Consider the following 24,286-nt stretch of genomic DNA (forward strand, 5'->3'; position numbering starts at 1 on the left):
GCAGATCATCCACGCGGTAAGGAGTCTGCCATTTCTACCATTTTATTGTGAATTAGGCTACTTGATGCTGTTGTATCTGTCAAGCAACTGCTGATCGATTTCGAGAAGCTCATCAAGCCCGAGCTTTTTGAGCTCCGCCATATACTGATCCCAATCGTCTAGCGATTTTTGACCCAGTGCAAGCTTGGTTGCAAGCTCCGTTGAATAGGTGGACAAATTCGTCAGAATCTTGGTTTTTCTCTCTAGCTGCTTATCATCTGGTATCGCTAAGTAGATATGATTCATATTTACAAAATACGGCTTATAGTTCAAAATCTCTAGCTCATTATCTGCTTTGTATTTCGGAACACTAGCAAGCTCAAACTCGAGGTTGGCGAATTGAACACGCGGGAATACGGTATCTCCGAAAAGTTTTTGCCCTGTGACCTGCCCAGACTTTGCTAGTTCTTCATCCGGACCTTTATTAATAAATACCTTGGCGCCGCTATCATCGGTTTTATAAGTCAAACCCTCAATTCCCCAGTACAGCAGATCTGCATATTGCTCCGAATATATCATGTCAAAAAATTTAATAGCAGCCTCTACATCCTTGCAATCCTTAGTAATTGCATACTTCTGCCACACAAGAAACTCAGGCTCTAGCTGCGCAGCAGGATCGATTCCATCCGCAGCTTTAAGTGGCATGAGTGGGAGATACTCTCCGCCTCCCTTAATCAAGGGCTCATTATATGTCGCCAGATTATAATCACTAAGCGAAGCGACTTTATTTTCTGTCATTTTTTGTGTTCGTTGTTCACCGCTAGCCCCGATGAGGCTCGTATCCAGTACACCCTCCTTCACCAGCTCTTGCATATAGCGGAAATAATCCTTGATTCCTTCTTGATACCACGGAGATACGACCTTTTTGTTCTCCACGTCTACTGCTGTAATATCCGAACCAAGACCAAACCACTGAGCAATCGAGCCTGAGAATAGCCCTGGATCATAGGACAGGATTTCATCTTTCAGTCCGTTGCCGTTAGCATCGTTGTCTCTAAACTGCTTCAAGGTATCTACATACTCTTGCGCTGTTGACGGAACCGGAAGATTCAACTTTGTAAGCCAGTCATTGCGGATCAGCATGGTTAAAGAGACCGGGGCTGGGTTCTTTTCTTGATATGTCTTTTTGTGAAGGTTGCTGAACCAATACATTTTGCCATCAGGTGAAGTCGTCGATTTTCTTGCATACGGGAATTCTGTATCATACATTTTCTTGATGTTGCCGTTGCTGTATTTCTCAATAAGTGGGTTCAAGTCTTGTATGACTCCCTGCTTTGCCAAATTCAGCACCGTTGTGTTATCAAGCCTTGATATATTTACGATATCGGGAAGATCTTGCCCGGAAGCCATCCTTGTTTTGATGACCACATCATATTGCTCGTTCGGGACCAGCTCATAATCGAGATCCAGACCCACTTCATCTAGAATCTTGTCAATCTCTTTCCACACCGGATACTTTTCTCTGTCATCAAATTTGATATACTTATTGGCCGAGGCTGGACCGAGCAGCCGCAGCTTACCAGTTGATTCCTCTGTACCGGATTCTCCATTTTGTTTGTCACCACTGCAGGCTGTAATTGATCCAAGCAGTAGTACTGCGGCCACTGCCGATACTAACGTTTTTCTCCAAGTATTCATGGACGAATTCCCCCTTGATCATGTTCTTTCGCATTTTGCAAAATATTCATGGAATGCTATTCCTTTAACGAACCGAGAAGAGCGCCTTTAATGAAATACTTCTGAAAAAAAGGATACGTAAAAATAACAGGTAGCGTTGTGAATACAATGATGGCGTACTTCAATTGGATGCTGGAGAGCATATTCGCTACAGCATTTCTCGTATCCTCTAATGAAAGCGTCTTCAAATCTACAGACTGCTGGACAACCACACGATACAAATACATCTGTAAAGGGTGGAGCTTCTCATTAGGCAAGTAAACCAGCGCCTCAAACCAGCTGTTCCAAATACCAACAATTGAATAAATGGCAATAACTGCAATAATGGGCTTTGATATCGGTAGAATGACCTTGAATAACAGCTGCCAGTGGGAAGCGCCGTCAATAAATGCGGATTCCTTTAATCCTTCAGGGATGGTTGTAAAAAAGGTCCGGACCAGAATGATGTTCCAGATGCTTACCATGCCTGGAATGATTACGGCGAACATTGTGTTGTACATCCCAAGTTTGTTCACAAGCAGGTATGTTGGGATTAGCCCACCACCGAAGTACATCGGAATGAGGAGAAAGGCAACAATCCATTTGCGCCCTTTTAGATTTTTCACCGTAAGCGGATAGGCACCCAAAACAGCCATAAGGCAGTTCAGCAAGGTCCCCGCCGTAACGTATATTAACGTATTAGAGTAAGCCCACCACATTTTCGTGTCTCTTACGATCAATTCATAAGAGTCTAGGAAGAACCCTTTGGGAAACCAGAATACATTCATGGCCGCAACTTCCTGAGGAGAGCTGATGGACATGATAATCACGTAATAGAACGGATACAGTGTAATCAGGCAGATTAGTAACGCAATCGCATATAGAACGATATCGACCATAATGGAGCCCTGCCTGATCTTATTCGGATTTCTCTTGAACGAGCTGATCATGGAACTCCCCCTACCATATGGCGTAATCAGAGTATTTGCGGCTAAGCGCGTTTGCGGTGTATAACAGCGTAAAATTAATGAGTGATACGAACAAACCAACCGCCGTTCCGGAGCTAAAATTACCGCCTAGTAGCCCTTCACGGTACAAATAGGTACCAATAACATCTGCAGTCTCATAAACCATAGGATTATAAATGAGCAGGATAAATTCGCTGTTTGCTGATAGTAAATTGCCTATTGCGAAGATCAACAGGATAAAAATCGTCGGTCGAATCGAGGGCAGTGTAATTTTAATCATTTGCTTAAATCGGTTGGCACCATCGATTTTAGCGGCTTCATACATATGCGGATCAACCGACGACATAGCTGCGAGGTACAATATACTGCTCCAACCAAACGCTTTCCATATACTCGTGATGGTATAAATGGCGGGGAAATATCCGGGTTCAGTATTCAAGGCTACCGGTGCCCCTCCAAAAATCGTTACTAAGGCATTCACGATTCCATCGATATTAATGAAGGATAATACCATGCCAGCCACTACAACATTGGAAATGAAATGCGGCAAATAGCTTGCGGTCTGTACATACTTCTTGAATATCCCGCTTCTGAGCTCGTTCAACAGAAGAGCGAACAAGATTGGCACCCAAAAGCCGAATACCAGAAAATAAAAGCTGAGTAAAAATGTGTTCTTCATCAGTCTTCCGAAATACGGCCCATTGAAGAAATCAATGAAATGCTGGAAGCCAACCCAGTCCACCCCACCGCTAAAAGAAAGGAAAGGTTTTCCCGGGTAATAATTCTGAAATGCAATGACTATGCCATACATCGGGATATAACTGAATATAAAAATGTGAACCAGGACGGGAAGCATAATCAAATACAGCTGAAAATGGTCACGCAAGTGATGATAAGATTTACGCTTACTCAGTTGACTGGCTGCTTTCACAACCTTCCCCCTTTCTAAAAGAAACGTCGCGGTTCTTACGGGCCCGTTCCTCCGCTTGGATTCATCATATAGGGGCGCCCCTGGCCTGAGCAAGCAACATAATTTTAAGCGCTACACAATTTTTTCTTTCATTAATGCAGCTAGAAATTTGCTGTTGGAAACGGGGGTGAACAATCAAAAAAGCCCGCCTTAAGCGGGCTTCACCAGATCATGAATTTGAGTTTGTTTTTACGTTGTTCACTATCAAGAACGAGGATTCAATTATGTTTGCTTCTAGTAATCAAAGCCGCCACATACCCTGCGATCATGGAACATACCAATCCCAGACTATATGTCAGAATGTTAATGTAAGCTGTATTCGTGTACTGATTAATGTGTCTGAAGCGAAAGATCATAGAATCCGTATGATCAGGACCCCCACCTAGCCCACTGAAAATTTGATGATAGTATCCATATGCAAGCAATGCTATAACTCCCGTCATTACGGTCAAAAAGATAAGTATTCCTACTGAGTACACGCCGTCCTTCATTTTCTCAATAAAGAAATAACGTGAGGCAATACCCGTTAATACCAGTAGCACTACATATAAGGGAACCAAGATAAACACCACAAGTAAGCCCGGATTCCCGTTACCCGATATATGACCACTCCATACTAGGCGGAAAGTCATCAGATCTACAAATCCGGTAAGCGCAGATGTAATGAGGAATAGAATGATAATGCTCAGAAACAAATTATACTGCTGCCTTGTAAGTGCTGGGAACCGGCCAGGATGTGGATTGGATTGAAAACTTTTAATTAACGGAGGAAGCTGAAATCGTTTGACAATAATCGGTCTCGTGAAATCAAGATGCTCGATGTTACGCAGTTCTAGCTCTCTAAGCATTTCTCTGAAAATCTGTCCGATTAGCATACTGTCTCCCAGTGCATCATGTCTCTGTATGCCTTTACTATCCAAGCCATAATAATAAAGCAAAAAGTCTGTTGAGATAATATCCTCCACTTCAGGATGAAGATACGTAAATAATGCCTTGGTATCTATACATGGGTTGGCAGGCATCGTAAGGCCCTGACGGTCGCACTCCCGCTCAAGGAGTGGCAGATCAAACTCATATCCAGCTTGAGTAACGAGGATACAATCATCTGCGAAGTCTAAAAATGATCCATATACCTCTTTCAGCCTTGGAGCGTTCTCAACATCACCGTTATAAATCCCCGTTAAAGTTTCGATCTCTTGTGGGATCGACTTAGCAGGTTTGACGTATGTACAGAACGTTTCACTTGAAATTATCCCTGAATTGTCCATACGGATCGCCCCGATCTGAATAATCCGCTCTGTCTCTACCTGAATACCGGTCGTCTCCAGGTCAAATACGCAGAATTTTTGATGTTGTATATTCTTTATATTTAATCCGGAGACCTCGTAAGCTTGCTCCGATAACATTTTCACATCCACGGATATGTGTAACCTCCCGTCCATCTACTTCATTCAATAATTTAGAAATTCTATTCCTTAAGGGAGAGCTCCTTCTTTTTTATTTCTATGCCCACTTCTCTATTTAAAACTTCATTTACAAATTATGGTGGTTGGTTTATTTTGATATTGACTGACTTCGATTTAATATGCTTCTATTCATCGTCAATATAAAGACAAGCTACCGGTTTCTTAGAGTGAGGATCGTAAATTAACGTAACAAACATAGGAGGTTATAATATGCGATTTATGATGATTGTCAAGGCTACCCAAGACTCCGAGGCAGGTATTGTGCCTGATCAGAAGCTACTTGAAGCTATGCTGCGTTATAACGAGGAGCTGGCAAAGGCGGGTGTTCTCCTCGCTGCTGATGGTTTGCAATCAAGCTCAACTGGAATTCGAATTTCCTATCCAGAGCCCGGTGGCAAGCCAACAGTCATCGATGGTCCTTTCACAGAGACCAAAGAGCTAATCGCTGGCTATACACTTATTGAAGTAACATCGAGAGAAGAAGCCATCGAATGGGCCATGCGAATGCCTGACCCTCATGGATACGGAGAAGGAGTCATCGAGCTTCGACAAGTATTTGAGGCAACCGATCTAACCCAAAATCCGGAGACGCTCGCGATGGAAGCTTCCTTCCGTGAACAATTGACGAGGACCAAGAAATTATGACTTCATCTCCAACACACCGAACAATCGATGCGATTTGGCGAATTGAATCATCCAAGCTTATCGCTCGATTGGCACGTATGGTTCGTGATATTGGTGTAGCAGAGGATCTTGCCCAAGATGCTCTTGTTATCGCACTCGAACAGTGGCCGGATCGTGGCATTCCAGATAATCCAGGTGCTTGGCTAATGACTACAGCAAAGCGCCGTGCAATCGATCTAATACGACGGAACAAGCTACGTGACCGTAAATATGAAGAGTTCAGTCGGGATAACGAATTATTTACCGAACACGATCTAGGAATTACGATGGATGGCGAAATTGGAGATGACCTTCTGCGATTAATTTTTACTACATGCCATCCGCTTCTATCCCAAGAAGCTCGCGTAGCCCTGACCCTTCGTCTACTTGGGGGGCTCACGACTGTTGAAATCGCACAGGCCTTCCTCGTGCCTGAATCGACCATTGCACAACGAATTGTGCGGGCAAAGCGGACACTGAGCAAGGCGAAGGTTCCCTTTGAAATGCCTGAAGGGAATGAACTTAAGGAGCGCTTATCAACCGTTCTTGAGGTCATCTATCTCATGTTCAACGAAGGATATACAGCAACTTCCGGTGGAAACTGGATACGTCCTCAGCTATGTCAGGAAGCACTTCGGCTCGGACGTATCCTTACTGAAATTGCTTCTAGTGAGCCGGAGGTCCACGGTTTGGTCTCCCTAATGGAGATCCAATCTTCCCGCTTCAAAACTCGGATTGATCCTACAGGCGAACCTATCCTTCTCGTGGACCAAAACCGTGCGCTTTGGGATCAACTGCTGATTCGGCGCGGTTTAGCCTCTCTCGAAAAAGCCCAGAAACTCGGGCGTCCACTTGGCCCTTATGCCTTGCAAGCCGCCATATCTGCTTGTCACGCACAGGCACGCACCGCAACTGAAACCGACTGGGCTCGTATTGCTGCCCTTTACGAAGCATTAGCACGTATCGTGCCCTCTCCCGTTATTGAATTGAATCGTGCTGTTTCAATTGCGATGGCCTTTGGTCCTGCATTCGGACTTCAATTAATCGACGAGCTACAATCCGAGCCTTCACTGAAAAGTTATCATCTTCTCCCAAGCGTTCGCGGCGACCTTCTTGTGAAACTTGGACGCCATGATGAAGCTCATAAAGAGTTCTTACGTGCTTCAATATTGACACGTAACGTGCGTGAGCGCGATCTTCTCCAGAAGCGTGCTGACGAATGTTTGCTAGCAAAACCGGATAATCGTTAAAAATTTAAAATATTTTTTCCTATACGTGTCGATCTCACCATTTCTCATTCGTTGTATTCATAGAGACCAAAGTTAGAGCTTTTCATTTCACGAAGCCATAGGTCTATTACATTTCAAAAAAAGAAAGAGGTTGTTAACATGGGAGCACAATTAAACCCTTATATGATGTCAGAGGATGCAAGAGCACAGGCCCATTTTTATATTGAATCACTCGGCGGTGAAATTCATTTTCTCACCACATTTGGCGAGACACCAGGTACACCGGAGGCGATAAAGGACAAAGTCATGCATTTGGCGCTGACCGTGGCAGGAGCGAATACATTAATGATTTCCGACTCGTTCGAACCAGTGTCATATAACCGCAGCATCTGTCTTTCCTTAACCTACGACGATGTGTCAGAAGCTCAAACGGCATATGCCAATCTTAGCCAAGGTGGCGAAAGTAAGTATCCTCTCGCTCTTCAGCCATGGGGTGCCTATTATGGAGAAGTTGTAGATAAATTTGGTGTGACGTGGATGATTAACAAGCAATAACGATAGAATACGCATTCAAAAAACACATGAAGGTATAAAGGAGAATGAACAATGAACCAAGATGTAACGGATTTTATTCAAACGGTAAAAGAACCTTGGCAGGGAGAGCTATGCTCCAGCCTTCGAGAGGTTGTTCATCAGACGATTCCAGACATCCAGGAGCGCGTTCAGTACAAGAAACCCCATTTCTTGAAGGGTAGTAAATACGCTGCTGTCATCAGCACATCAAAAGATGCCGTAAGCTTTACCATCTTTAATACAGCTGGGCTTACACTTCCGGAAGAATTATTCGACGGTCCTCCTGAACGAAAGACGATCAAGTTGAAAAAAGGTCACTCAGTCGATTTTAGTCAACTATCATCTTGGTTGCAACAGGCAGCTGCCACGCTATAAATGCATACTTAAAAGGCCGATACTCCTACCTATGCATAGGAATGCCGGCCTTCAATTTTTCTTTAGAGAACGTGTTACAACGTGTCGTTTCCCTCACCCACTCTTACTTTCGAATCCTCTCTCTACTTCTTGTATCCTTTCATCATTAAGAATAAAGGAATTCTACATCTACGCTCATACGTTTCCCGATTGCTGAACAACCGTTCATTCGGCCGAGATTCCCGGACCTCTTCCACCAGAAATCCTGCCCTGATCAGCGCGCCAAAATAGTCCTCAACTGTCCTGTGGAACTTCTTGACTGTGCTTCCCAGCCACTCTTGTTCACACTCACCAGTAATGAAGTAATTATCTACCGTCCAGTCCTGTTTCTGCCCTTCGGGTTTCGGCAGACCATACGAAGATGTCATGACCGGATGCTCTACTGAGAATACAAAACTCCCCCCTGACTTTAAGGACTGATAGACATTTTTGAACAGCTTATCAATATCTTCTATATAATGTAGGACAAGCCTTGAGATAATCTTGTCATATGCAGACTCTGGCGCATCCCAATCTTCCAAGACCATATGAATCACATGACAGTTCCGACGATCTTTTAGATTTTGACGAGCATGCTGGACCATCTGAACCGATCCTTCGATCCCCGTATATTGCACCGCGCCCATATCCAGCAATTCATTACCATAAGCAGCCGTACCACAACCTAAATCCAGAATCGACTTTTGCCGCACATCACCCATCATTTCGTAAATAATCGGCTTCTCAAGCGTATCATTGGCATTCTCGCTCCAGCTTCTCCGCTGCAAATATCGATCTAGAAAAGCTTCCTGATCATAATGCTCCGATCCCCGGTATGATGTCATAAAGGCCTCCTTTTCTCATTTTTTCGCAAAATGTTCTATTCACACAAAAGTAACTATCTGGTCCGTCCACTCACTTTCAAGATAAGCCTTATGAATTCCGATTTCGTTGATACGTTGTTTCGATACACGTTTATGCCGCAGGTGAACTTTACACGCTTGCTGGAACAAATTTGGAGGATCTATGCGAACCTCGTAGGGACTGATCCATTCCGCAATAAACTTCTGTCCATCTACCAAGCTATTAAAGCCCTGCTTAAACCAAGGGTGCTCGTGCTCTTTTGAGACTCCTTCCGTGTTCATACAGATATATAGAGATATATCATCACAGAGTTGTAAAAGTTGAAAATGTCTTGTAATCATCGCTTCATCCAGATCATTCAGCATCGTCTTTAATCGTTCTTGCCTTGCAAGCTCTCGCTGATAAAAATCAACTTCCGCTTCGTGCCCGGCACCCTGAACGGACTTGAAAAATGACGCAAAATGCATACTACACAGAAGTGCTGCATAAGAACTCATCTTCTCTACTTCGTCCAAACCAAGCTCATACATCACCAGCTTCGGTAATACAGGATAATCAATAAATGTGAAAGGTACTGCTGCGTAATCATTCCATATCGGCGTGTCATCTAGGCGAATCCAGCTCCGATCATGCTCCCGGATGGCAAGCAGGCAATCTTCTGTATACTGCTCACCCAGAAACCATTCCTTTCGAAACCCCCGGGCTACTTCCTCTGAAAAATGTGCATGGTCATCTTGTGTTGTCATCACAAAAACTTCCTCAGTCTCCCGAATAATCATAGGACTCCCTCCTTAATTTTCAAACTTCAGCTCCCAACATTCATACCCTATTTATTCAACAGCCTTTCGAGTTTCTCCTAGTGGATTTGGCTCAAACGTCGAAATGTGTATCAAATTGGAGAACAATATTTTTTGCTTCATCTTGGGCTTCATTTATGATAGACTAGTTTAAATGGGCTAAAAATTCAAACTTCAGAGGAAACGTTTACTTACCGGGCTTTAGGGGAAATTATATAAAGAAATTTTATATTTTTCATATTAAGAACCCTCCTTTCCTCTGATTGGAGGGTTCTTGTCGTTGTGAAATAATTTAGGAGGTTGTAGCTATGCATTTACTGCCACGAGAGATTGACAAGCTTATGATCGTAGTCGCAGCCGATCTGGCCAAGCGTAGAAAAGACAGAGGTTTAAAATTAAACCACCCCGAAGCCGTCGCCCTGATTACTTATGAGGTCATCGAAGGTGCCAGAGATGGTAAGACCGTTGCTGAGCTGATGGAGTACGGAGCCTCTATTTTGACCAGGGACGACGTTATGGAAGGAATCCCCGAAATGATAGACGATATACAGGTTGAAGCAACCTTTCCAGATGGAACGAAATTAGTAACCGTACACAGCCCGATACGCTAACTAGAAAGGAGCTCAAACGATGATACCGGGAGAATACATCCTAAAAGACGAAGACATCATCTGTAACGAAGGAAGTGAGATATTTACGATTTCCGTGACGAATACAGGAGATCGCCCGATTCAAGTCGGGTCGCACTTTCATTTCTACGAAGTTAATGAAGCACTTCAATTCAATCGCGAAGAGGCTTACGGTAAACGACTTAATGTCCCTGCTGGAGCGGCTGTTCGTTTTGAACCCGGAGACGGGAAAGAAATTCAGCTTATTAATTTTTCAGGAGAACGCCGTGTGTATGGGTTCAACAATAAAGTCGATGGAAAATTAGAAAGCGAGGATTGAGTATGAGTTTTAGAATGTCTCGAAAGCAATATGCTGAGATGTACGGACCAACGACAGGTGATTCGGTTCGCCTGGCAGATACAGATTTATTTATCCAAATCGAGAAGGACTACACATCATACGGAGAAGAAGTTGTCTTTGGTGGAGGCAAGGTTATACGGGACGGCATGGGGCAGCATCCTCTTGCAACTCGTAACGATGGTGTGCCTGATACGGTCATCACCAATGTTATTATTTTGGATTACACCGGAATCTATAAAGCGGATTTAGCCCTTCGAGATGGAAGAATATTCGGAATTGGTAAAAGCGGTAACCCCCTAATTACGGATAACATCGATATTATTATAGGTACTTCTACCGAAATCATTGCTGGTGAAGGTTTAATTGTAACCGCTGGAGCCATCGATACACACGTTCATTTTATTAATCCTAAGCAAGTAGACGTAGCGTTAACGTCGGGTACAACAACCTTAATTGGCGGTGGTACAGGACCTGCTGCAGGATCTAAGGCTACGACGGTTACCCCAGGTGAATGGAATATTCACCGAATGCTAGCAGCCGCTGAAGGCCTCCCGATCAATATCGGATTTACGGGTAAGGGACATGCCGCTTCGACAGAACCATTAGCCGAGCAAGTGAGAGCTGGCGTAATCGGATTAAAGGTTCATGAAGATTGGGGCGCTACCGGCTCATCCCTTGACTACGCACTTCAAGTAGCCGATGAGTATGACATTCAAGTTGCCCTTCACGCAGATACATTAAATGAAAGTGGCTTTATGGAAACAACGATGGCAGCAGTAAAAGATCGAGTTCTTCACATGTACCATACGGAAGGCGCAGGCGGTGGCCACGCACCTGATTTAATCAAATCAGCAGGTTACCTTAACATCCTGCCTTCCTCAACGAATCCAACCCTCCCCTACACCGTTAATACAATTGATGAACACCTTGACATGGTCATGGTATGTCACCATTTAAACCCTTCTGTACCAGAAGACATCGCTTTTGCAGATTCTAGAATAAGAAGAGAAACGATCGCCGCTGAAGATATCCTTCACGACATGGGCGTATTCAGCATGGTAAGCTCGGATTCCCAAGCCATGGGCCGTGTGGGCGAAGTTGTTCTACGTACTTGGCAAGTTGCTGACAAAATGAAAAAACAACGCGGACTTCTGCAAGGCGACAGCCAATATGCAGATAATAACCGGGCGAAGCGCTATATTGCCAAATACACAATTAACCCAGCCATTACACATGGGATTTCCGAACATGTAGGTTCTATTGAAGTTGGGAAAATGGCCGATTTAGTGCTGTGGAATCCAAAGTTTTTTGGAGTAAAGCCAGAAATGGTGCTGAAGAACGGATTTGCCGTAGTAGGGTTAATGGGCGATGCCAATGCCTCGATTCCAACGCCACAGCCATATATTTATCGTCCTATGTATGCTCAGTTCGGAAAAGCGTTAGCCAAAAGCTCAGCAACCTTCATTTCGCAAGCAGCTTTTGACGATGGGGTCCACGAAAAACTTGGACTTGAAAAAATAATCCTGCCTGTTGGTGGCATTCGTACACTCACGAAAAAAAGTATGAAATTGAATTCGGAAACACCTGATATTACGGTAGATCCACAAACCTATGAAGTAAAAGTAAACGGTGAATTGCTGACCTGCGATCCGGTCGATAGTGTACCCATGGGCCAGCGATATTTCTTATTCTGAGGTGAAAGACATTGATTATTGAGAAAATTATAACCAATCTAGAACAAATGGATAAACGTGATATTGAGAAGCGTCATATGGAAAAGGTATATCTGGAAAGCGCGCATTTAATGAAGCGTATCCAACGAGTAAAAACAGATCATGGCAACGAGCTGGGTATTCGCCTGAGCGAACCTCGGGATCTTGTAGCTGGTGATGTCTTATACATGGATGATAAGAACATGATCGTTATTGATGTGCTATCAGATGACCTGCTTGTTATCCAACCTAGGAGTATTCATGAGATGGGATCCATCGCTCACCAGCTAGGGAATCGCCATCTTCCTGCTCAATTTGAAGATAATGATATGCTCGTTCAATACGACTATTTAGTTGAGGAATTACTGGAACAGCTTGCTATTCCTTATAAACGAGAGGATCGAAAGGTCAAACAGGCATTCCGCCATATAGGCCACAGTCATGAATAACCAGCTTCTCTCTTTGTTTCAGCTATGCGATTCGAACTTTCCTACTGGAGCCTTCAGCCATTCTTTCGGGCTTGAAAGCTACATTCAGGAGGGCAAAGTTCATAATCAGGAAACATTCTCGAAATGGTTGAAGGTGTATTTGCATGAGCAGCTCGTTTATTCAGACGGGCTTGCCTCACGGCTCGTTTATGAGGCTCTTGTGAATGAAGATATACAGCAGATATGGCATCTAGATCGCCTATTAACGGTTCAAAACTTACCCAGGGAAACTCGGGAAGGAACCCAAATGATTGGGGACCGAATGCTAAAGCTGACACAATCACTTTATGGGTTGCCCATACTCTCACAATATGGAGAAGAAGTGAAGCATAAGAATGCTTTCGGTCACTCGGCCATTGTTTTCTCGATGGTAGCTCATGGACTGCAAGTAACCAAGCAAGATACCATCCTCTACTATTTGTACTCTGCGATTTCCAGTCAAGTCCAAAACGCAGTCCGCGCCATTCCTCTTGGACAAACCGCAGGTCAAACCATTACTCATCTCTTCATACCTGAATTAACTAAGGCTGTAGATACCATCTTGGAGCTTACGCAAGATGATTTCGGCATTGTGTCACCTGGTATTGAACTGTCTCAAATGAAACACGAACGTGTGAATATACGGATATTTATGTCTTAATGTTTAAAAAAATTGAAAAGGGAAGTGCTATCATGAATCCTATCAGAATCGGTGTCGGAGGACCTGTTGGTGCAGGTAAAACTATGCTTGTAGAGAAATTGACTCGCCATCTTGCGAATGAAATCAAAATGGCTGTAGTCACAAATGATATTTACACCAAAGAAGATGCTAAATTTTTAATTCAAAATGGGGTTCTTCCAGAGGACCGTATTATCGGGGTAGAAACGGGCGGCTGTCCTCACACCGCTATTCGTGAAGATGCTTCTATGAACTTCGCGGCGATCGACCAATTAATAGAGCGGCACCCTGATGTAGAACTTATATTCGTTGAAAGTGGCGGCGACAATCTTGCGGCGACATTCAGCCCTGAACTCGTTGACTTCTCCATTTATATTATCGATGTTGCACAAGGAGAGAAGATTCCTCGTAAGGGTGGACAAGGTATGATTAAATCTGATCTGTTTATCATTAATAAAACCGATCTTGCTCCGTTTGTCGGTGCCAGCCTTGAGGTTATGGCCAAGGACACTAAGGTATTCCGAGGTGACAAACCTTTCTTCTTTACCAACCTAAAAAATGATGAGGGCTTGCCTGAAGTCATGGAATGGATTAGACAGCATGCTTTTTTAAAAGGTTTAGCTTAATATGACAGATTGGACGGGCTTTTTATCTATGGATCTGGAAGACCGCAAAGGGAGAACCGTTGCCAAGCGAGTATACTTCCAAGGTGCATTCAAGGTAATGCGCCCCATTTATGCTGACGATTCGGGACAGGTATGTTATTATCTACTAAATCCTGGTGGAGGTTACTTGGACGGCGATCGGTACAGAATGGAAATCTCTGCGGAGGAAGGATCTAAGGTTACATTAACTACACAATCAGCAACAAAGGTATATAAGACGCCGAAAAGCTTGGCTTATCAAGAAACGGAAATCCGTTTGAAGCGGGGCAGTTATTTAGAGTACCTTCCAGATCCACTAATAGCGTATCAGGATGCTCACTATAAGCAGAAAACAGTTGTTCATATGGAGCACGGTGCAACGTTCCTATATACCGATATTCTCACGCCTGGCTGGTCTCCTAGCGGAGAGAAATTCAGCTACGATACGATCCAGTTAGTGACGGAAATATATTGTGACGGTATGCTTGGCGTGTTTGATCACATTAAACTAATGCCGCAGCAACAGAGCGTTTCTGATCTCGGATTCCTGGAAGGCTATACCCACCTAGGTTCCATGATCGCCGTTAGTGAACAGATGGATAATACACTCCTCGATGAGCTATATGAAACCATCCAGGCGAACGAATCTGATTTCACATTTGGAATTTCAAAATTAGCGATACCAGGATTTTGCATACGAATCCTTGCTAACTCTACCCAAACGATTGAGCGAATCTTAGATCATTGTCATACCATCATCAGCGAGAAGTGGAATGACCGCTCTCCGCACTCTTTACGTAAATATTAATATGATACGACGACGACAGCCTCAGATCATATTGTCCTATGAATCAGGATGATACAAAAACCGGAGTAATGGTTAAGTAGATACTTTCATGAGAGGAGATGCAATATGACTGATGACAAGAATAAGCATCCTGAACTTGAAGATTTTGAGGTAGAGACCCTATTTGAGAACCGTGTACATGAGCGGCTTGCATTCACTTTTAAGATTGAAGGTGAAGAATTCAAAGGACACTATCATAATGACGAGATTCTCTGGCTGAATCCTCATCCAAAGCAGATGATTGGTGAGGACAAGGTGGACAAGATTGAATCTACTATCTACTCATTAATGCGGCATTATGGAATTTCGAAAGGAATTCAAGATCTTACACTAAAACCCGTCTTTGAAGATACTGTACATGAGCGCCAACAGTTCTCTTTGCAAGTGCAAGGAGAAGAATACAAGGGGTTTGTTCATAAGGGGGACATCCAGTGGTTCCATCCTCAACCCCAGCAAAAACTTGAAGACGATCTAGTACAGGTATTAGAGTCGGAAATCCAAGAAAAAGTAGCGCAGCATGTACAGGAAAAGAAAGAACAACAAAAGGATTAGAAAATAAAAAAAATCGCCCTTTGTGAGTGAAAGCTAGTTGCTTCCACTCTACCCAAAGGGCGATTTTTTGTACATAGAACCATTAAAACTCGATCACACGATGACAAAGCCTTTGCATGAGCTTCGCTTCATGGCTCACAACTATAATTCCCATCTCTCGCTTTTTTGCAATTTCCGTGACAGCCTGCCAGATTTGCGCTTGTGTAATCGCATCAAGCATCGTGGTCATCTCATCTGCAATTAGAAATCTAGTATTCGGCCCCAGGGCCCGGGCAACACAGAATCGCTGTATCTCTCCCCCAGATAATTCATGGGGCCAGCGTGTTAACCACTCCTGCTGAATTCCTAACAATTCTAACAACGCTTCATCAGGCTGATATCCTTCATTCAGAATTCTATGCATCTTCCATCTTGAGTTAACCGCTTTTTCCGGATGCTGTAAAACCATTTGAACAGGGTGATACCCTTTCTTCGTTAAAGGAGCACCGTTAAACGTAACCTCCCCCTCCAAGGGGGACTCATAACTAGCTAATATGCGGCACAAGGTTGTTTTTCCACGTCCACTTGGACCCGTAACCCCAACGACCTCTCCTGGTCCTATCGATAGATTTACACCTCGAAACAACCATGGACCACGATCATATCGAAATCCGATATTGTTCGCTTTAAGTTGCATGAATGCACCTCACCATTCCGTCCCTGAGATTCCTCATTGCTGGTTGTGCCTGATGGCACTCCGGTGTGGCCATAGCACAACGTGGCGCGAATAAACAACCCATTGGCAATGCACCTGGATGAGGCTGAGACCCTGAAATAGGGATGAAATCATTCTGGGGTAATGCACGCCAGAGAGCCATACTATACGGGTGTCTGATGGCTTCGCCTTGACCTGAAAAATCCTCCACTCTCGCGACCTCAACCGTCGTTCCTGCATAGAATACCGCTATTTTATCTGCAATTTGAAGCGCTGATTCAATATCATGCGTAATCATCATGACAGCAGAGCCAAAGTTTGCAAACTCTCTAAAGTGACTCAGTGCTTCCTTGATGACTACCGGGTCCATTCCCGGTGTAGGTTCGTCCGCAATAATGACCTTCGCTCCACTCACCATAGCCGTTGATAGTAGTACTCGCCTTGCCATCCCTCCTGAAAGCTGAAACGGATACATCCCTTCAACCTCTCGTCCAAGGCGGAGGCGTTCGAATACCGCTCGCTGCGCTTCCACAGCATCTCCAGTTCGTACGGACGTACGGACTTGACTGCCAACCTTCATCAACGGATCTAGATAGTTTACGGATTGAGGAACAAGCGCAATATCCTTCCCTCTCAGCGCCTTTTGCCGAGCAGGAGTGAGCTCTTCCCCCTCAAATCTCATCACTCCACTGATCGTAGCATTACTTGGCAGTATGCCTAGTATCGCATGCGCGAGTAAGCTTTTTCCCGAGCCACTTGCACCCACAACGGCTAGGATCTCACCTGCTTCTAGCTTCACGTTCAGACTAGATATAACGTTATGATTGGTCTGCTTAAGACCCGCTGTATACTGTTTAAACGAGATAGATAAATTTTCAACTTCAAGTATAGACATTCAATTAACTCCTCTTTCTACTGAACGCGGTATACCCGTTTAATCGCGATTCCCATTAGGATCTGTGAGCAACCTTAAGGTCTCTCCGATCTGATCGAACATTCTCACGATGATTAATAGACAAAGTCCCGGGAAGAAGGCCAACCACCACATTCCAGAAGATAAATACCTCATCGATTCAGAGAGAATGATTCCAATCGCGGGCTCATGTGGAGACAGACCTAAGCCTATAAACGTCACTGCTGCCTCGTGCAAAATAACATGGGGAAACAGTAACATAAAACCGATTACAAACTGCGGTATAATATGTGGAATGATGTGGTTCACGGCTATCCACCAGCCGGGCTTGCCCATCCTCCGCGACACCTGAACGAATTCAGCAGACCGAATTTGCATCACCTCTGCTCGAATAACCCTTGCTAGGCTTGGCCAGTGGGTTAGTGCTAATCCCATGACGATCCCTTTAAATCCTCCTCCAAGTGTAAAAGAGATAAGAATTAAGGTTACGAGATGGGGGACACTCAAAAAGAGATCAATGAGCCACGAAATAAAACGGTCTGCCTTTCTCCCCATCGTTGCCGCAGCCATCCCTAGGAACAAAGCAATGGACGCACTGCCAATAGCTCCAATTAACCCGACTCCAATACTTAAGGTAAGCCCCATTACCGTACGTGTGAACATATCTCTTCCTAACCAATCGGTACCGAAGAGATGCTCTAGAGACGGTGGAGCGTTGCGATCCGCAAGACTGGTTACCATCCTGCCCTCATCAAGTAGTAGACCGCCTATAATTACAACGGCAATGGCAATGACGGATATGAATAGCTTCAGAAGGGCCCCTTGCTTATGATTCAAATGAAATTTCTTCAGGATGGGAATCATACCTCTCTCCCCTCCCTCGTTCTCGGATCTAATACGCGATAACTTATATCAGCGAGTAGATTCCCTACAAAAACAAACATCGTAGTAAAGATAACAATTCCTAATAACAGAGGAACATCCCCTCGTAGTCCCGCTTCTACGGTAGCCTGTCCTAGACCAGGGTAAGAGAACACTTGCTCAGCGAGTACCGCACCACCGAACAGCTCACTGAAGGCTGCAAATTGCAACGTGATGGCTGGCAATGCCACACTTCGTAATCCATGTCGCCAAAATAACACAAAGCCTTGTTCCCCCCTTGCTCTAGCGAATAAGACATAGTCACTCGCAAGAACATCAATCAGCTTTTGCCGGGTATGGAGAGCCACATTCGCAATACCAACCATACTTAGCGTCAGAACAGGCAGAACAAGATGCTGAATTCGATCCATCAGTGTAACATTCTCTGCGAGTACGCCAGCTGGAACCCCCATTCCAACCGGAAACCATCCGAGCCATACAGCAAAAACAATAAGAATTAGAAGCCCCATCCAAAAGGTCGGGGTAGAAGCTAGGGTGAAGCAGTACCATTTGATTAAACGATCGATCCAAGTTCCTTTTTTCATGGCTGCTACAACACCCATCACAAATCCAATAATGCCTGATAATATCCAAGCAGATAGCATAAGCACCAGGGAATTCGAGAATCGTTCCCCAATAACCTCTATAACCGGACGGCGATAAATCATCGATGTTCCCAAATCACCAGACAGAACAGCTGAACCCCAGTGAAAAAACTGCACCATGACAGGCTGATCCACTCCCCAATATTCAGCAATCTTTGCCCGCTGTTCAGGGCTGACTTTTAACATATCCGCACCAATATAGGCCTGAATGGGATCAATCGGGGAGTTCTTCACTAACAGAAAGGATATGAAACAAATAGCAACTAACAGAGTCACCATCCGCAATCCTTTCCACAAAATGAATATGCCAAGCTTTCGATCTATTAATTTGTGCACCTTACTTCGCCCATTTCCATTCCACAATATTGTCAGTTGCAGGCCAACCATGCCCATGAACATGAATTCTTTGATCTCCGATATCAAGTCCATCTTTCACGAGGTACAAATGATTGATATTGACTAACCAAGCCCACGCGGCATCCCCTTTAGCACTAAGACCCGTTGTTCCATCCCATTGAGCTTTTTTCCAGAACTCTAGAGCATCTTCTTCGGTCGTAGCGTGAAGAGCCTTCTCGAAATAATTATCAACCGTCTTATTCGAATAATAGCCCGTGTTATAGTAATCAATTCCTGCCGCTTCACTACTATAAATGTTATACATTTCGTGAGGATCATGACTTCCCCAGCCCATAAGAACAGGGCTTGAATGCATGTTCTTAGCGATCATATCCCAGCTTCCGCCCTCTAATTTAATATGGATCCCTAAGGGTTTCATCATATCAGCGACAGAAATGGCAAGCGATTGTCTGATAGCATCATTAGCCAAGTAATACAGGGTGAACTCCGCTTTCAGGGAATCCTTCTCCAAGATTCCATCCCCATCGGTATCCTTCCATCCTGCTTCTTGCAGCAGCTTCTTAGCACCAGCCATATCACCGTCTTTAATCACGGTTTCCGGATTCCACCACGGAAGACCGTCTACAGAAGTATAGGCTGGCGTGCCCTGTCCTTCCAGTACCCCATCAACAAGTGCTTGTCGGTCTACAGCCATATTTATGGCATGGCGTATCGCTGGATCTGCGGTTACATCGTTACCAATGGGCAGACCATCTTTTGTAACGTTACCTGATTTTACAAACGGAAATGCGATCCCTCTATTGTCCACGGTCTGGATGGATTCTAACTTCATACCAGGAACGTTCTGCTTACTAAATGCAGCCGGTATATAGGCCAGATCTACAGTACCCGCTTGTGCCGCCGCAAATGAAGCGTCCTCATTCAGGAATAGGAAGGTTATCTTCTTGAAGTAAGATTGTTTATCATAATATTCCGGATTCGCTTGGACAATAAGCTGTTGTCCTTTGTCCCACTGCACAAGTTTATAGGGTCCGGAACCTATTGGATTCTCGGCGTAGTCTTTACCATACGCATGTTTTGGGACAATTCCAGTTGCTATAAGGGTATTAACAAAAGTGGATTGAGGCTCTTTCAACGTAAACCTAACCGTATATTTATCCACAGCCTCTACCTTACGCATACGGTTAAGATCTACCACCGACCCATTGTTAGTTGCTGTTTCAAATGTAAAGACGATATCATCCGTTGTTAAAGGCTCCCCATCAGAGAACTTAACATCTTTACGAATGTTCACCGTCCATTCCATGCCGTCATCGCTTACTTCATAGCTTGTTGCAAGATCATTGACAATGTTCAGTTGATTATCTCTCTTTAGAAGCGTACTTTGGAACAGAGGCGATCCGTAACGCCCCCATCCGGTTGTAGGGTCAAAGCCTGCCTCTGGCTCAGATCCAAAAGCTAACACCAACTCATCCTTTTTATCTACGCTGCCCGCACTATTCCCAGAATCAGATAAACCTGATTTGGAAGAATTACAACCTGCTAACATAAACATCGACATCAAAGTAACCAATGCGATTATTCCAACTAATTTCTTTCTCATCTAGTCTCACCTCATCGTAATAAAAACCACTCAAAAAACCTTACTCATCTGAAGTAAGGGAAAAATTGGAATTATTAAATTCCATTCAATCAAGCTACATATAACAAAGGTATCCTTAACGTTTAAAATCTAACTGAAGGAGTTGTTATAGGAGATATTACAACTTGCGTCTACATGGGGGGTAGACCCTTTCACGGGAGTGAAAAGTGCGGGAGAATACGTAAACATCCAGCTTATTAAAGCGATGTTCCTGTACCTATCTTAATAGCTTACTAGCGAGTAGGCAACTAATTTTCCTATTGTAGTGCAGTTTTTGAGCATAGAAATACGCACCATGATGATGGTGCGTGGTAGAGAGCTTCCTTACCCATGTATGTTAATTCTGATAACAACAGATATGCGATACCATCACATCGAATCACCAATATATCGCGGTGTTGTTATCGCTTCTGTTAAAGGTTTAACCAGATCATAAGGATAGACCCTCATCTCGTGCAGACGTGAGAGTTCGATCCATTCCACACCCACCTGAGTTTCGTCTGGATTATGACCGTTAGACACTTCCTCCTGATTATCCATTACACATTCAAAATAAAACTCCACCTGATGAATATCAGCATCCGAATCTGCAAATTGATGATTTTTTCCGATATATTCGCGAATAAATATAATATCCTTTACCTCAACTTGGCATCCTATTTCCTCTATGCATTCCCTGACAACAGCATCCTTCAACTCTTCAAATTTCTCCTGTCCACCACCGGGAAACAGGTAGAAGAAGCCCTCTTCATCTACATTCTTCGTCAACAATACTCGCTCATTCTGTATAATGACTGCTTTAGCCGAATTCCGAATAGGTTTCATGTATGTACGTACCCCTCTGTTAAGATGCTATATTCTATGATTCTTAATCACTGATGCCGATATTGTAATAATCATCGCAACAAATGCTGCCAAAAGCACAGATAGTATTACAATACTATAATCCTTTTTCTCATATTCTGCCGCTATTTCACTATGTTGCTTAGGCTGTATCGAATCATCACTACCGCCATATTCTCTATTGAAGTACGCTTTAAAGTACTCCCCTGTCTGTGATTGTATCGCGATGACTTCATTAGGAGATGTCCCTTGTATGGCGTAATACTGCGTGCCTTTAGGATATGAGTTAGAGAAGTTACCGTTATAGGATCCCTCTTGCGTGGAGTAGTAAGTGACTTTCCCTACGTACTCCTCTAAGAGTTTCTCTTCTACCCGTTCTTTAGTGACGATATATGATCTGCCATCGTTAACTACAAACTCATAAGCCCAGCTTGCACATACAGTAGAGATGTATAGCAAGAACATCCATAGTGTGAGCAGAGGTATTTTTATAAGCCGGTGAATGAGATTTCCCTCCTCTTATGTAAAATCATTCAGCTTTACGGCTCTTTACCGGGCCTCAAGCAGATTCTCATATTCACTTGGCGATTCAACAATACGGATGGATCGAGGGATTTGAGCAAGTTTGCTTAGTGACATCGTAACGAACTGGCCTTTCTCTAGCTTCTGGAGCACTTCAGGCACCATCACTCTATACTTCTTCAACTTCCCATCCGTTCTACTTATATGAATGGTTCGGCCCTCCTTATGAACAATTTCCCCGTAAACTTGCCTCGTAGCCGATGTGATTAAGTCGGTAAGAAGAGCAACAACCAATCCTGCGTAACACAAAACAACAAGAAAATATAGAAAGCCGAAACTTGAAGGTGTGAATCGAGCGTGATGCAGCGCAAATACAACAATTGAAAGAAATAACATCACAGCATTTAAGCTTAGTTGCCAGATCAGCCACTTGTTACCGTTCAAATTCATCATCATCTAGACCCCCTACTCGAACTTTTTCTTGTAACCGTTTACTTCAATCTCTAGACCGATACCACTCCCTGAACCTTGACGTTCGGTATCTTCAATCTGCTCTCCATAGAACACCTCGTTCAAAAATGTTTGGGATTGAGGGTGAAGTGTAACAACTTTTGGTTTGAATTCAGTCGGAACCAACCAACCATTCATGATTGGCCGTATAGTTGCCTGCTCGAGCTTCCCGTAATTATATATATTAAGCTTACAAACCGCCTTTACCTGCTTACCTTCGGAAGAATAGTTACACTGACTTTCTTTTTTGGAATAGGCTACAGAAGAAATACTCGTGGAGTTGAACTTCGTTAGAAAGAAGAGCTGCTCTGTTACGAAGGGAAAGATAAGCATAATAGCGATATATCCAAGAATAAGTCGGCTCATGATTTTGGGATATCGGGGTCTATATATGTTCACCACCCCAATTGTTCCAAAGATTAGCAAGACAAAGCCTAATATAACCGGTATATGAGCCCCATATTTGTCACCTTGTGCCCAAGGAGAAATCCCAATCCATCGAAATAGATCATCACCGACCGAATTTCCCAGATGATTAATAGGTAACAGAACCAGTCCGATAATGGCAGCCGATATAAAGATCATTTTTCTCTTCAATTTCCTTCACCCCTCTCTACACTTCCATATTGTAACAAATATCCCAATGGAAATGTCCTCTGTGATGGATTTTTAAGAAGGGTGAAGTAACTTTTATTTATCGAACAATAACATGGTACGTTCCACTCTTCTGTTCATGTAGCAGTGGGCGCTTACGGTCTAACAGGCTCAGGGTGATATTTATGAAGACATACATATCCATCAGAAATAATCCAAGAAGGTATACCACACCGAGGATACCGGAGTTGTATATACTCATAAACAACACATGAGCCCCACCAAATACCAGATACAATAGTCCATTACGAATAACAATTTCACGCAGCTTCAGCTTCTCGCCTTCACCTACTATACGAATGCGTACAAATGATTTCCCTAGCGTCTTTCCTTCTTTGAGATACGGAATGATAATGAAATACACTGTGGTCACCATGAAATATGCCAGAGGTACTCGGAGAACGTATAACAGCAATACAACGGGCATAAGAAGCATCCAATCTACTCCAAAAGCAATCAGTCTACGGGTGTAGCTGACGCGTTTTTGCGACAAATCAACCTCTGCATGTAGACGATTCAAACGAGGTATATGTGTGGACATCCAACTAGCAATGGCATAGCCTAGCATCCCACCGAGGGTATTGAGCAATAAATCATCTACATCAAACAATCGATAGGGATAATCATAAATGCCATAAATACCTGTCAGCTGTGTCACTTCGAAAAATAACGATAATCCGAATGAAGCAGCCAGACAGATCGCCCAGCCTTTCCGCAAATAGTAACGTACGAACATCCCGAACGGTACAACAAGTAAAATGTTAAACACAACCTGCAAGAGCGCTCTTTCCTTCAGGAGCCGAATATAAGTGGAGGGTTGGGACCATACGACCTTGGTTTCAGCCACAATATCATTTATAAAATTCAAAGGTATCCACTGCATGTAAGAGGCAACATTCATTGGCTCGTTATGTCTTGAAGATGGTAAGGGCAAGATCACAAGATAAAAAGCGTTCATTAAATACAGCAGAAATAAATACAGAAGCAATCCCCGAATTTTATTAAAATAACCATGCTTCCTATACTGCAGTATTAGGATTGGTAAAGCACAGAGTAATGCAGCTATAGGAAAAGTTAGAAATGCATACGATATTGGAAACAAATAATAATCAAGCACATGTATCACCTATTCTCATT

The 24,286-nt window shown here is 43.7% G+C and carries 28 protein-coding genes; 12 read left to right on the forward strand and 16 right to left on the reverse strand.

Annotated features, from left to right (window positions below; all coding sequences use genetic code 11):
• Positions 1–57 precede the first annotated feature (57 nt).
• The 4 genes from AC3WJJ_RS18480 to AC3WJJ_RS18495 form a co-directional block, all read right to left on the reverse strand.
• Positions 58–1,677: an extracellular solute-binding protein gene (locus tag AC3WJJ_RS18480; protein WP_492542967.1), complete on the reverse strand. Its 1,620-nt coding sequence runs from the start codon at positions 1,675–1,677 to the stop codon at positions 58–60.
• 56 nt (positions 1,678–1,733) lie between these two features.
• On the reverse strand, positions 1,734–2,645 hold the full coding sequence (locus AC3WJJ_RS18485) for a carbohydrate ABC transporter permease (RefSeq protein ID WP_492542969.1): 912 nt from the start codon (positions 2,643–2,645) through the stop codon (positions 1,734–1,736).
• Positions 2,646–2,655: 10 nt separating this feature from the next.
• Positions 2,656–3,594 carry an ABC transporter permease gene (locus AC3WJJ_RS18490; protein WP_492542970.1) on the reverse strand — a complete coding sequence of 313 codons (939 nt, stop codon included), beginning with the start codon at positions 3,592–3,594 and terminating at the stop codon, positions 2,656–2,658.
• 257 nt (positions 3,595–3,851) lie between these two features.
• Positions 3,852–5,051: a 3'-5' exonuclease gene (locus AC3WJJ_RS18495; protein ID WP_492542972.1), complete on the reverse strand. Its 1,200-nt coding sequence runs from the start codon at positions 5,049–5,051 to the stop codon at positions 3,852–3,854.
• A gap of 258 nt (positions 5,052–5,309) precedes the next feature.
• Here AC3WJJ_RS18495 and AC3WJJ_RS18500 point away from each other — a divergent pair, with 258 nt between their 5' ends.
• The 4 genes from AC3WJJ_RS18500 (at position 5,310) to AC3WJJ_RS18515 (ending at position 7,939) form a co-directional block, all read left to right on the forward strand.
• Positions 5,310–5,744: a YciI family protein gene (locus AC3WJJ_RS18500; protein ID WP_422659215.1), complete on the forward strand. Its 435-nt coding sequence runs from the start codon at positions 5,310–5,312 to the stop codon at positions 5,742–5,744.
• Positions 5,741–7,012, forward strand: coding sequence for an RNA polymerase sigma factor (locus AC3WJJ_RS18505; protein ID WP_492542974.1), 1,272 nt, complete (start codon positions 5,741–5,743; stop codon positions 7,010–7,012). The genes AC3WJJ_RS18500 and AC3WJJ_RS18505 overlap by 4 nt, the downstream gene beginning before the upstream one ends.
• Positions 7,013–7,150: 138 nt before the next feature.
• A complete protein-coding gene (locus AC3WJJ_RS18510) occupies positions 7,151–7,546 on the forward strand; it encodes a VOC family protein (RefSeq protein WP_492542975.1) in 396 nt (131 codons plus the stop codon).
• 51 nt (positions 7,547–7,597) lie between these two features.
• Positions 7,598–7,939, forward strand: a complete 342-nt coding sequence (locus tag AC3WJJ_RS18515) for a DUF1801 domain-containing protein (protein WP_492542977.1) — start codon at positions 7,598–7,600, stop codon at positions 7,937–7,939.
• A 122-nt stretch (positions 7,940–8,061) separates the two neighbouring features.
• Here the strand turns inward: AC3WJJ_RS18515 and AC3WJJ_RS18520 are convergent, their stop codons facing one another.
• Together AC3WJJ_RS18520 and AC3WJJ_RS18525 are read right to left on the reverse strand one after the other, a co-directional pair.
• The gene (locus AC3WJJ_RS18520) at positions 8,062–8,802 is read right to left on the reverse strand and encodes a class I SAM-dependent DNA methyltransferase (protein ID WP_492542979.1); all 741 of its coding nucleotides are present in this window, start codon (positions 8,800–8,802) and stop codon (positions 8,062–8,064) included.
• A gap of 39 nt (positions 8,803–8,841) precedes the next feature.
• Positions 8,842–9,600, reverse strand: coding sequence for a DUF3891 family protein (locus tag AC3WJJ_RS18525; RefSeq protein ID WP_492542981.1), 759 nt, complete (start codon positions 9,598–9,600; stop codon positions 8,842–8,844).
• 326 nt (positions 9,601–9,926) lie between these two features.
• Between AC3WJJ_RS18525 and AC3WJJ_RS18530 the strand changes: the two genes are divergently transcribed.
• The 8 genes from AC3WJJ_RS18530 (at position 9,927) to AC3WJJ_RS18565 (ending at position 15,488) form a co-directional block, all read left to right on the forward strand.
• Positions 9,927–10,229 carry an urease subunit gamma gene (locus tag AC3WJJ_RS18530; protein ID WP_422659210.1) on the forward strand — a complete coding sequence of 101 codons (303 nt, stop codon included), beginning with the start codon at positions 9,927–9,929 and terminating at the stop codon, positions 10,227–10,229.
• A 19-nt stretch (positions 10,230–10,248) separates the two neighbouring features.
• On the forward strand, positions 10,249–10,566 hold the full coding sequence (locus tag AC3WJJ_RS18535) for an urease subunit beta (RefSeq protein WP_492542983.1): 318 nt from the start codon (positions 10,249–10,251) through the stop codon (positions 10,564–10,566).
• 2 nt (positions 10,567–10,568) lie between these two features.
• Positions 10,569–12,281: an urease subunit alpha gene (gene ureC / locus AC3WJJ_RS18540; RefSeq protein ID WP_492542986.1), complete on the forward strand. Its 1,713-nt coding sequence runs from the start codon at positions 10,569–10,571 to the stop codon at positions 12,279–12,281.
• An 11-nt stretch (positions 12,282–12,292) separates the two neighbouring features.
• Positions 12,293–12,748, forward strand: a complete 456-nt coding sequence (ureE, locus tag AC3WJJ_RS18545) for an urease accessory protein UreE (protein ID WP_492542987.1) — start codon at positions 12,293–12,295, stop codon at positions 12,746–12,748.
• Positions 12,741–13,427, forward strand: a complete 687-nt coding sequence (locus AC3WJJ_RS18550) for an urease accessory protein UreF (protein WP_492542989.1) — start codon at positions 12,741–12,743, stop codon at positions 13,425–13,427. The genes ureE and AC3WJJ_RS18550 overlap by 8 nt, the downstream gene beginning before the upstream one ends.
• A gap of 32 nt (positions 13,428–13,459) precedes the next feature.
• A complete protein-coding gene (gene ureG, locus AC3WJJ_RS18555; RefSeq protein ID WP_422659205.1) occupies positions 13,460–14,071 on the forward strand; it encodes an urease accessory protein UreG in 612 nt (203 codons plus the stop codon).
• Between the two features lies 1 nt (position 14,072).
• Positions 14,073–14,897, forward strand: a complete 825-nt coding sequence (locus tag AC3WJJ_RS18560; RefSeq protein WP_492542991.1) for an urease accessory protein UreD — start codon at positions 14,073–14,075, stop codon at positions 14,895–14,897.
• A gap of 105 nt (positions 14,898–15,002) precedes the next feature.
• The gene (locus AC3WJJ_RS18565; protein WP_492542992.1) at positions 15,003–15,488 is read left to right on the forward strand and encodes a hypothetical protein; all 486 of its coding nucleotides are present in this window, start codon (positions 15,003–15,005) and stop codon (positions 15,486–15,488) included.
• A gap of 82 nt (positions 15,489–15,570) precedes the next feature.
• Here AC3WJJ_RS18565 and AC3WJJ_RS18570 read toward each other — a convergent pair whose 3' ends face one another.
• The 10 genes from AC3WJJ_RS18570 to AC3WJJ_RS18615 all read right to left on the reverse strand — a co-directional run bounded on the left by AC3WJJ_RS18570 (position 15,571) and on the right by AC3WJJ_RS18615 (position 24,275).
• Positions 15,571–16,164, reverse strand: a complete 594-nt coding sequence (locus tag AC3WJJ_RS18570) for an ABC transporter ATP-binding protein (protein WP_492542993.1) — start codon at positions 16,162–16,164, stop codon at positions 15,571–15,573.
• Positions 16,154–17,077 (reverse strand): ABC transporter ATP-binding protein, encoded by a 924-nt coding sequence (locus AC3WJJ_RS18575; RefSeq protein ID WP_492542995.1) that lies wholly within the window; start codon positions 17,075–17,077, stop codon positions 16,154–16,156. The genes AC3WJJ_RS18570 and AC3WJJ_RS18575 overlap by 11 nt, the downstream gene beginning before the upstream one ends.
• A 39-nt stretch (positions 17,078–17,116) precedes the next feature.
• Positions 17,117–17,959, reverse strand: coding sequence for an ABC transporter permease (locus AC3WJJ_RS18580; RefSeq protein ID WP_422659200.1), 843 nt, complete (start codon positions 17,957–17,959; stop codon positions 17,117–17,119).
• A complete protein-coding gene (locus AC3WJJ_RS18585) occupies positions 17,956–19,014 on the reverse strand; it encodes an ABC transporter permease (protein ID WP_492542997.1) in 1,059 nt (352 codons plus the stop codon). The genes AC3WJJ_RS18580 and AC3WJJ_RS18585 overlap by 4 nt, the downstream gene beginning before the upstream one ends.
• Entirely contained in the window at positions 18,959–20,581 is a 1,623-nt protein-coding gene (locus AC3WJJ_RS18590) for an ABC transporter substrate-binding protein (RefSeq protein WP_422659198.1), read from the reverse strand. The genes AC3WJJ_RS18585 and AC3WJJ_RS18590 overlap by 56 nt, the downstream gene beginning before the upstream one ends.
• A 408-nt stretch (positions 20,582–20,989) precedes the next feature.
• Complete coding sequence (locus AC3WJJ_RS18595; protein WP_422659197.1) at positions 20,990–21,445, reverse strand: NUDIX domain-containing protein; 456 nt, start codon at positions 21,443–21,445, stop codon at positions 20,990–20,992.
• 27 nt (positions 21,446–21,472) lie between these two features.
• Positions 21,473–21,928: a hypothetical protein gene (locus AC3WJJ_RS18600; protein WP_492542999.1), complete on the reverse strand. Its 456-nt coding sequence runs from the start codon at positions 21,926–21,928 to the stop codon at positions 21,473–21,475.
• Between the two features lie 84 nt (positions 21,929–22,012).
• Positions 22,013–22,438, reverse strand: coding sequence for a hypothetical protein (locus AC3WJJ_RS18605; RefSeq protein ID WP_492543001.1), 426 nt, complete (start codon positions 22,436–22,438; stop codon positions 22,013–22,015).
• A gap of 12 nt (positions 22,439–22,450) precedes the next feature.
• Positions 22,451–23,080 (reverse strand): hypothetical protein, encoded by a 630-nt coding sequence (locus AC3WJJ_RS18610; RefSeq protein WP_492543003.1) that lies wholly within the window; start codon positions 23,078–23,080, stop codon positions 22,451–22,453.
• Between the two features lie 109 nt (positions 23,081–23,189).
• Complete coding sequence (locus tag AC3WJJ_RS18615; protein ID WP_492543005.1) at positions 23,190–24,275, reverse strand: VanZ family protein; 1,086 nt, start codon at positions 24,273–24,275, stop codon at positions 23,190–23,192.
• Positions 24,276–24,286: the final 11 nt, after the last annotated feature.

This window comes from Paenibacillus sp. FW507-14B1B (genome assembly GCF_058781425.1).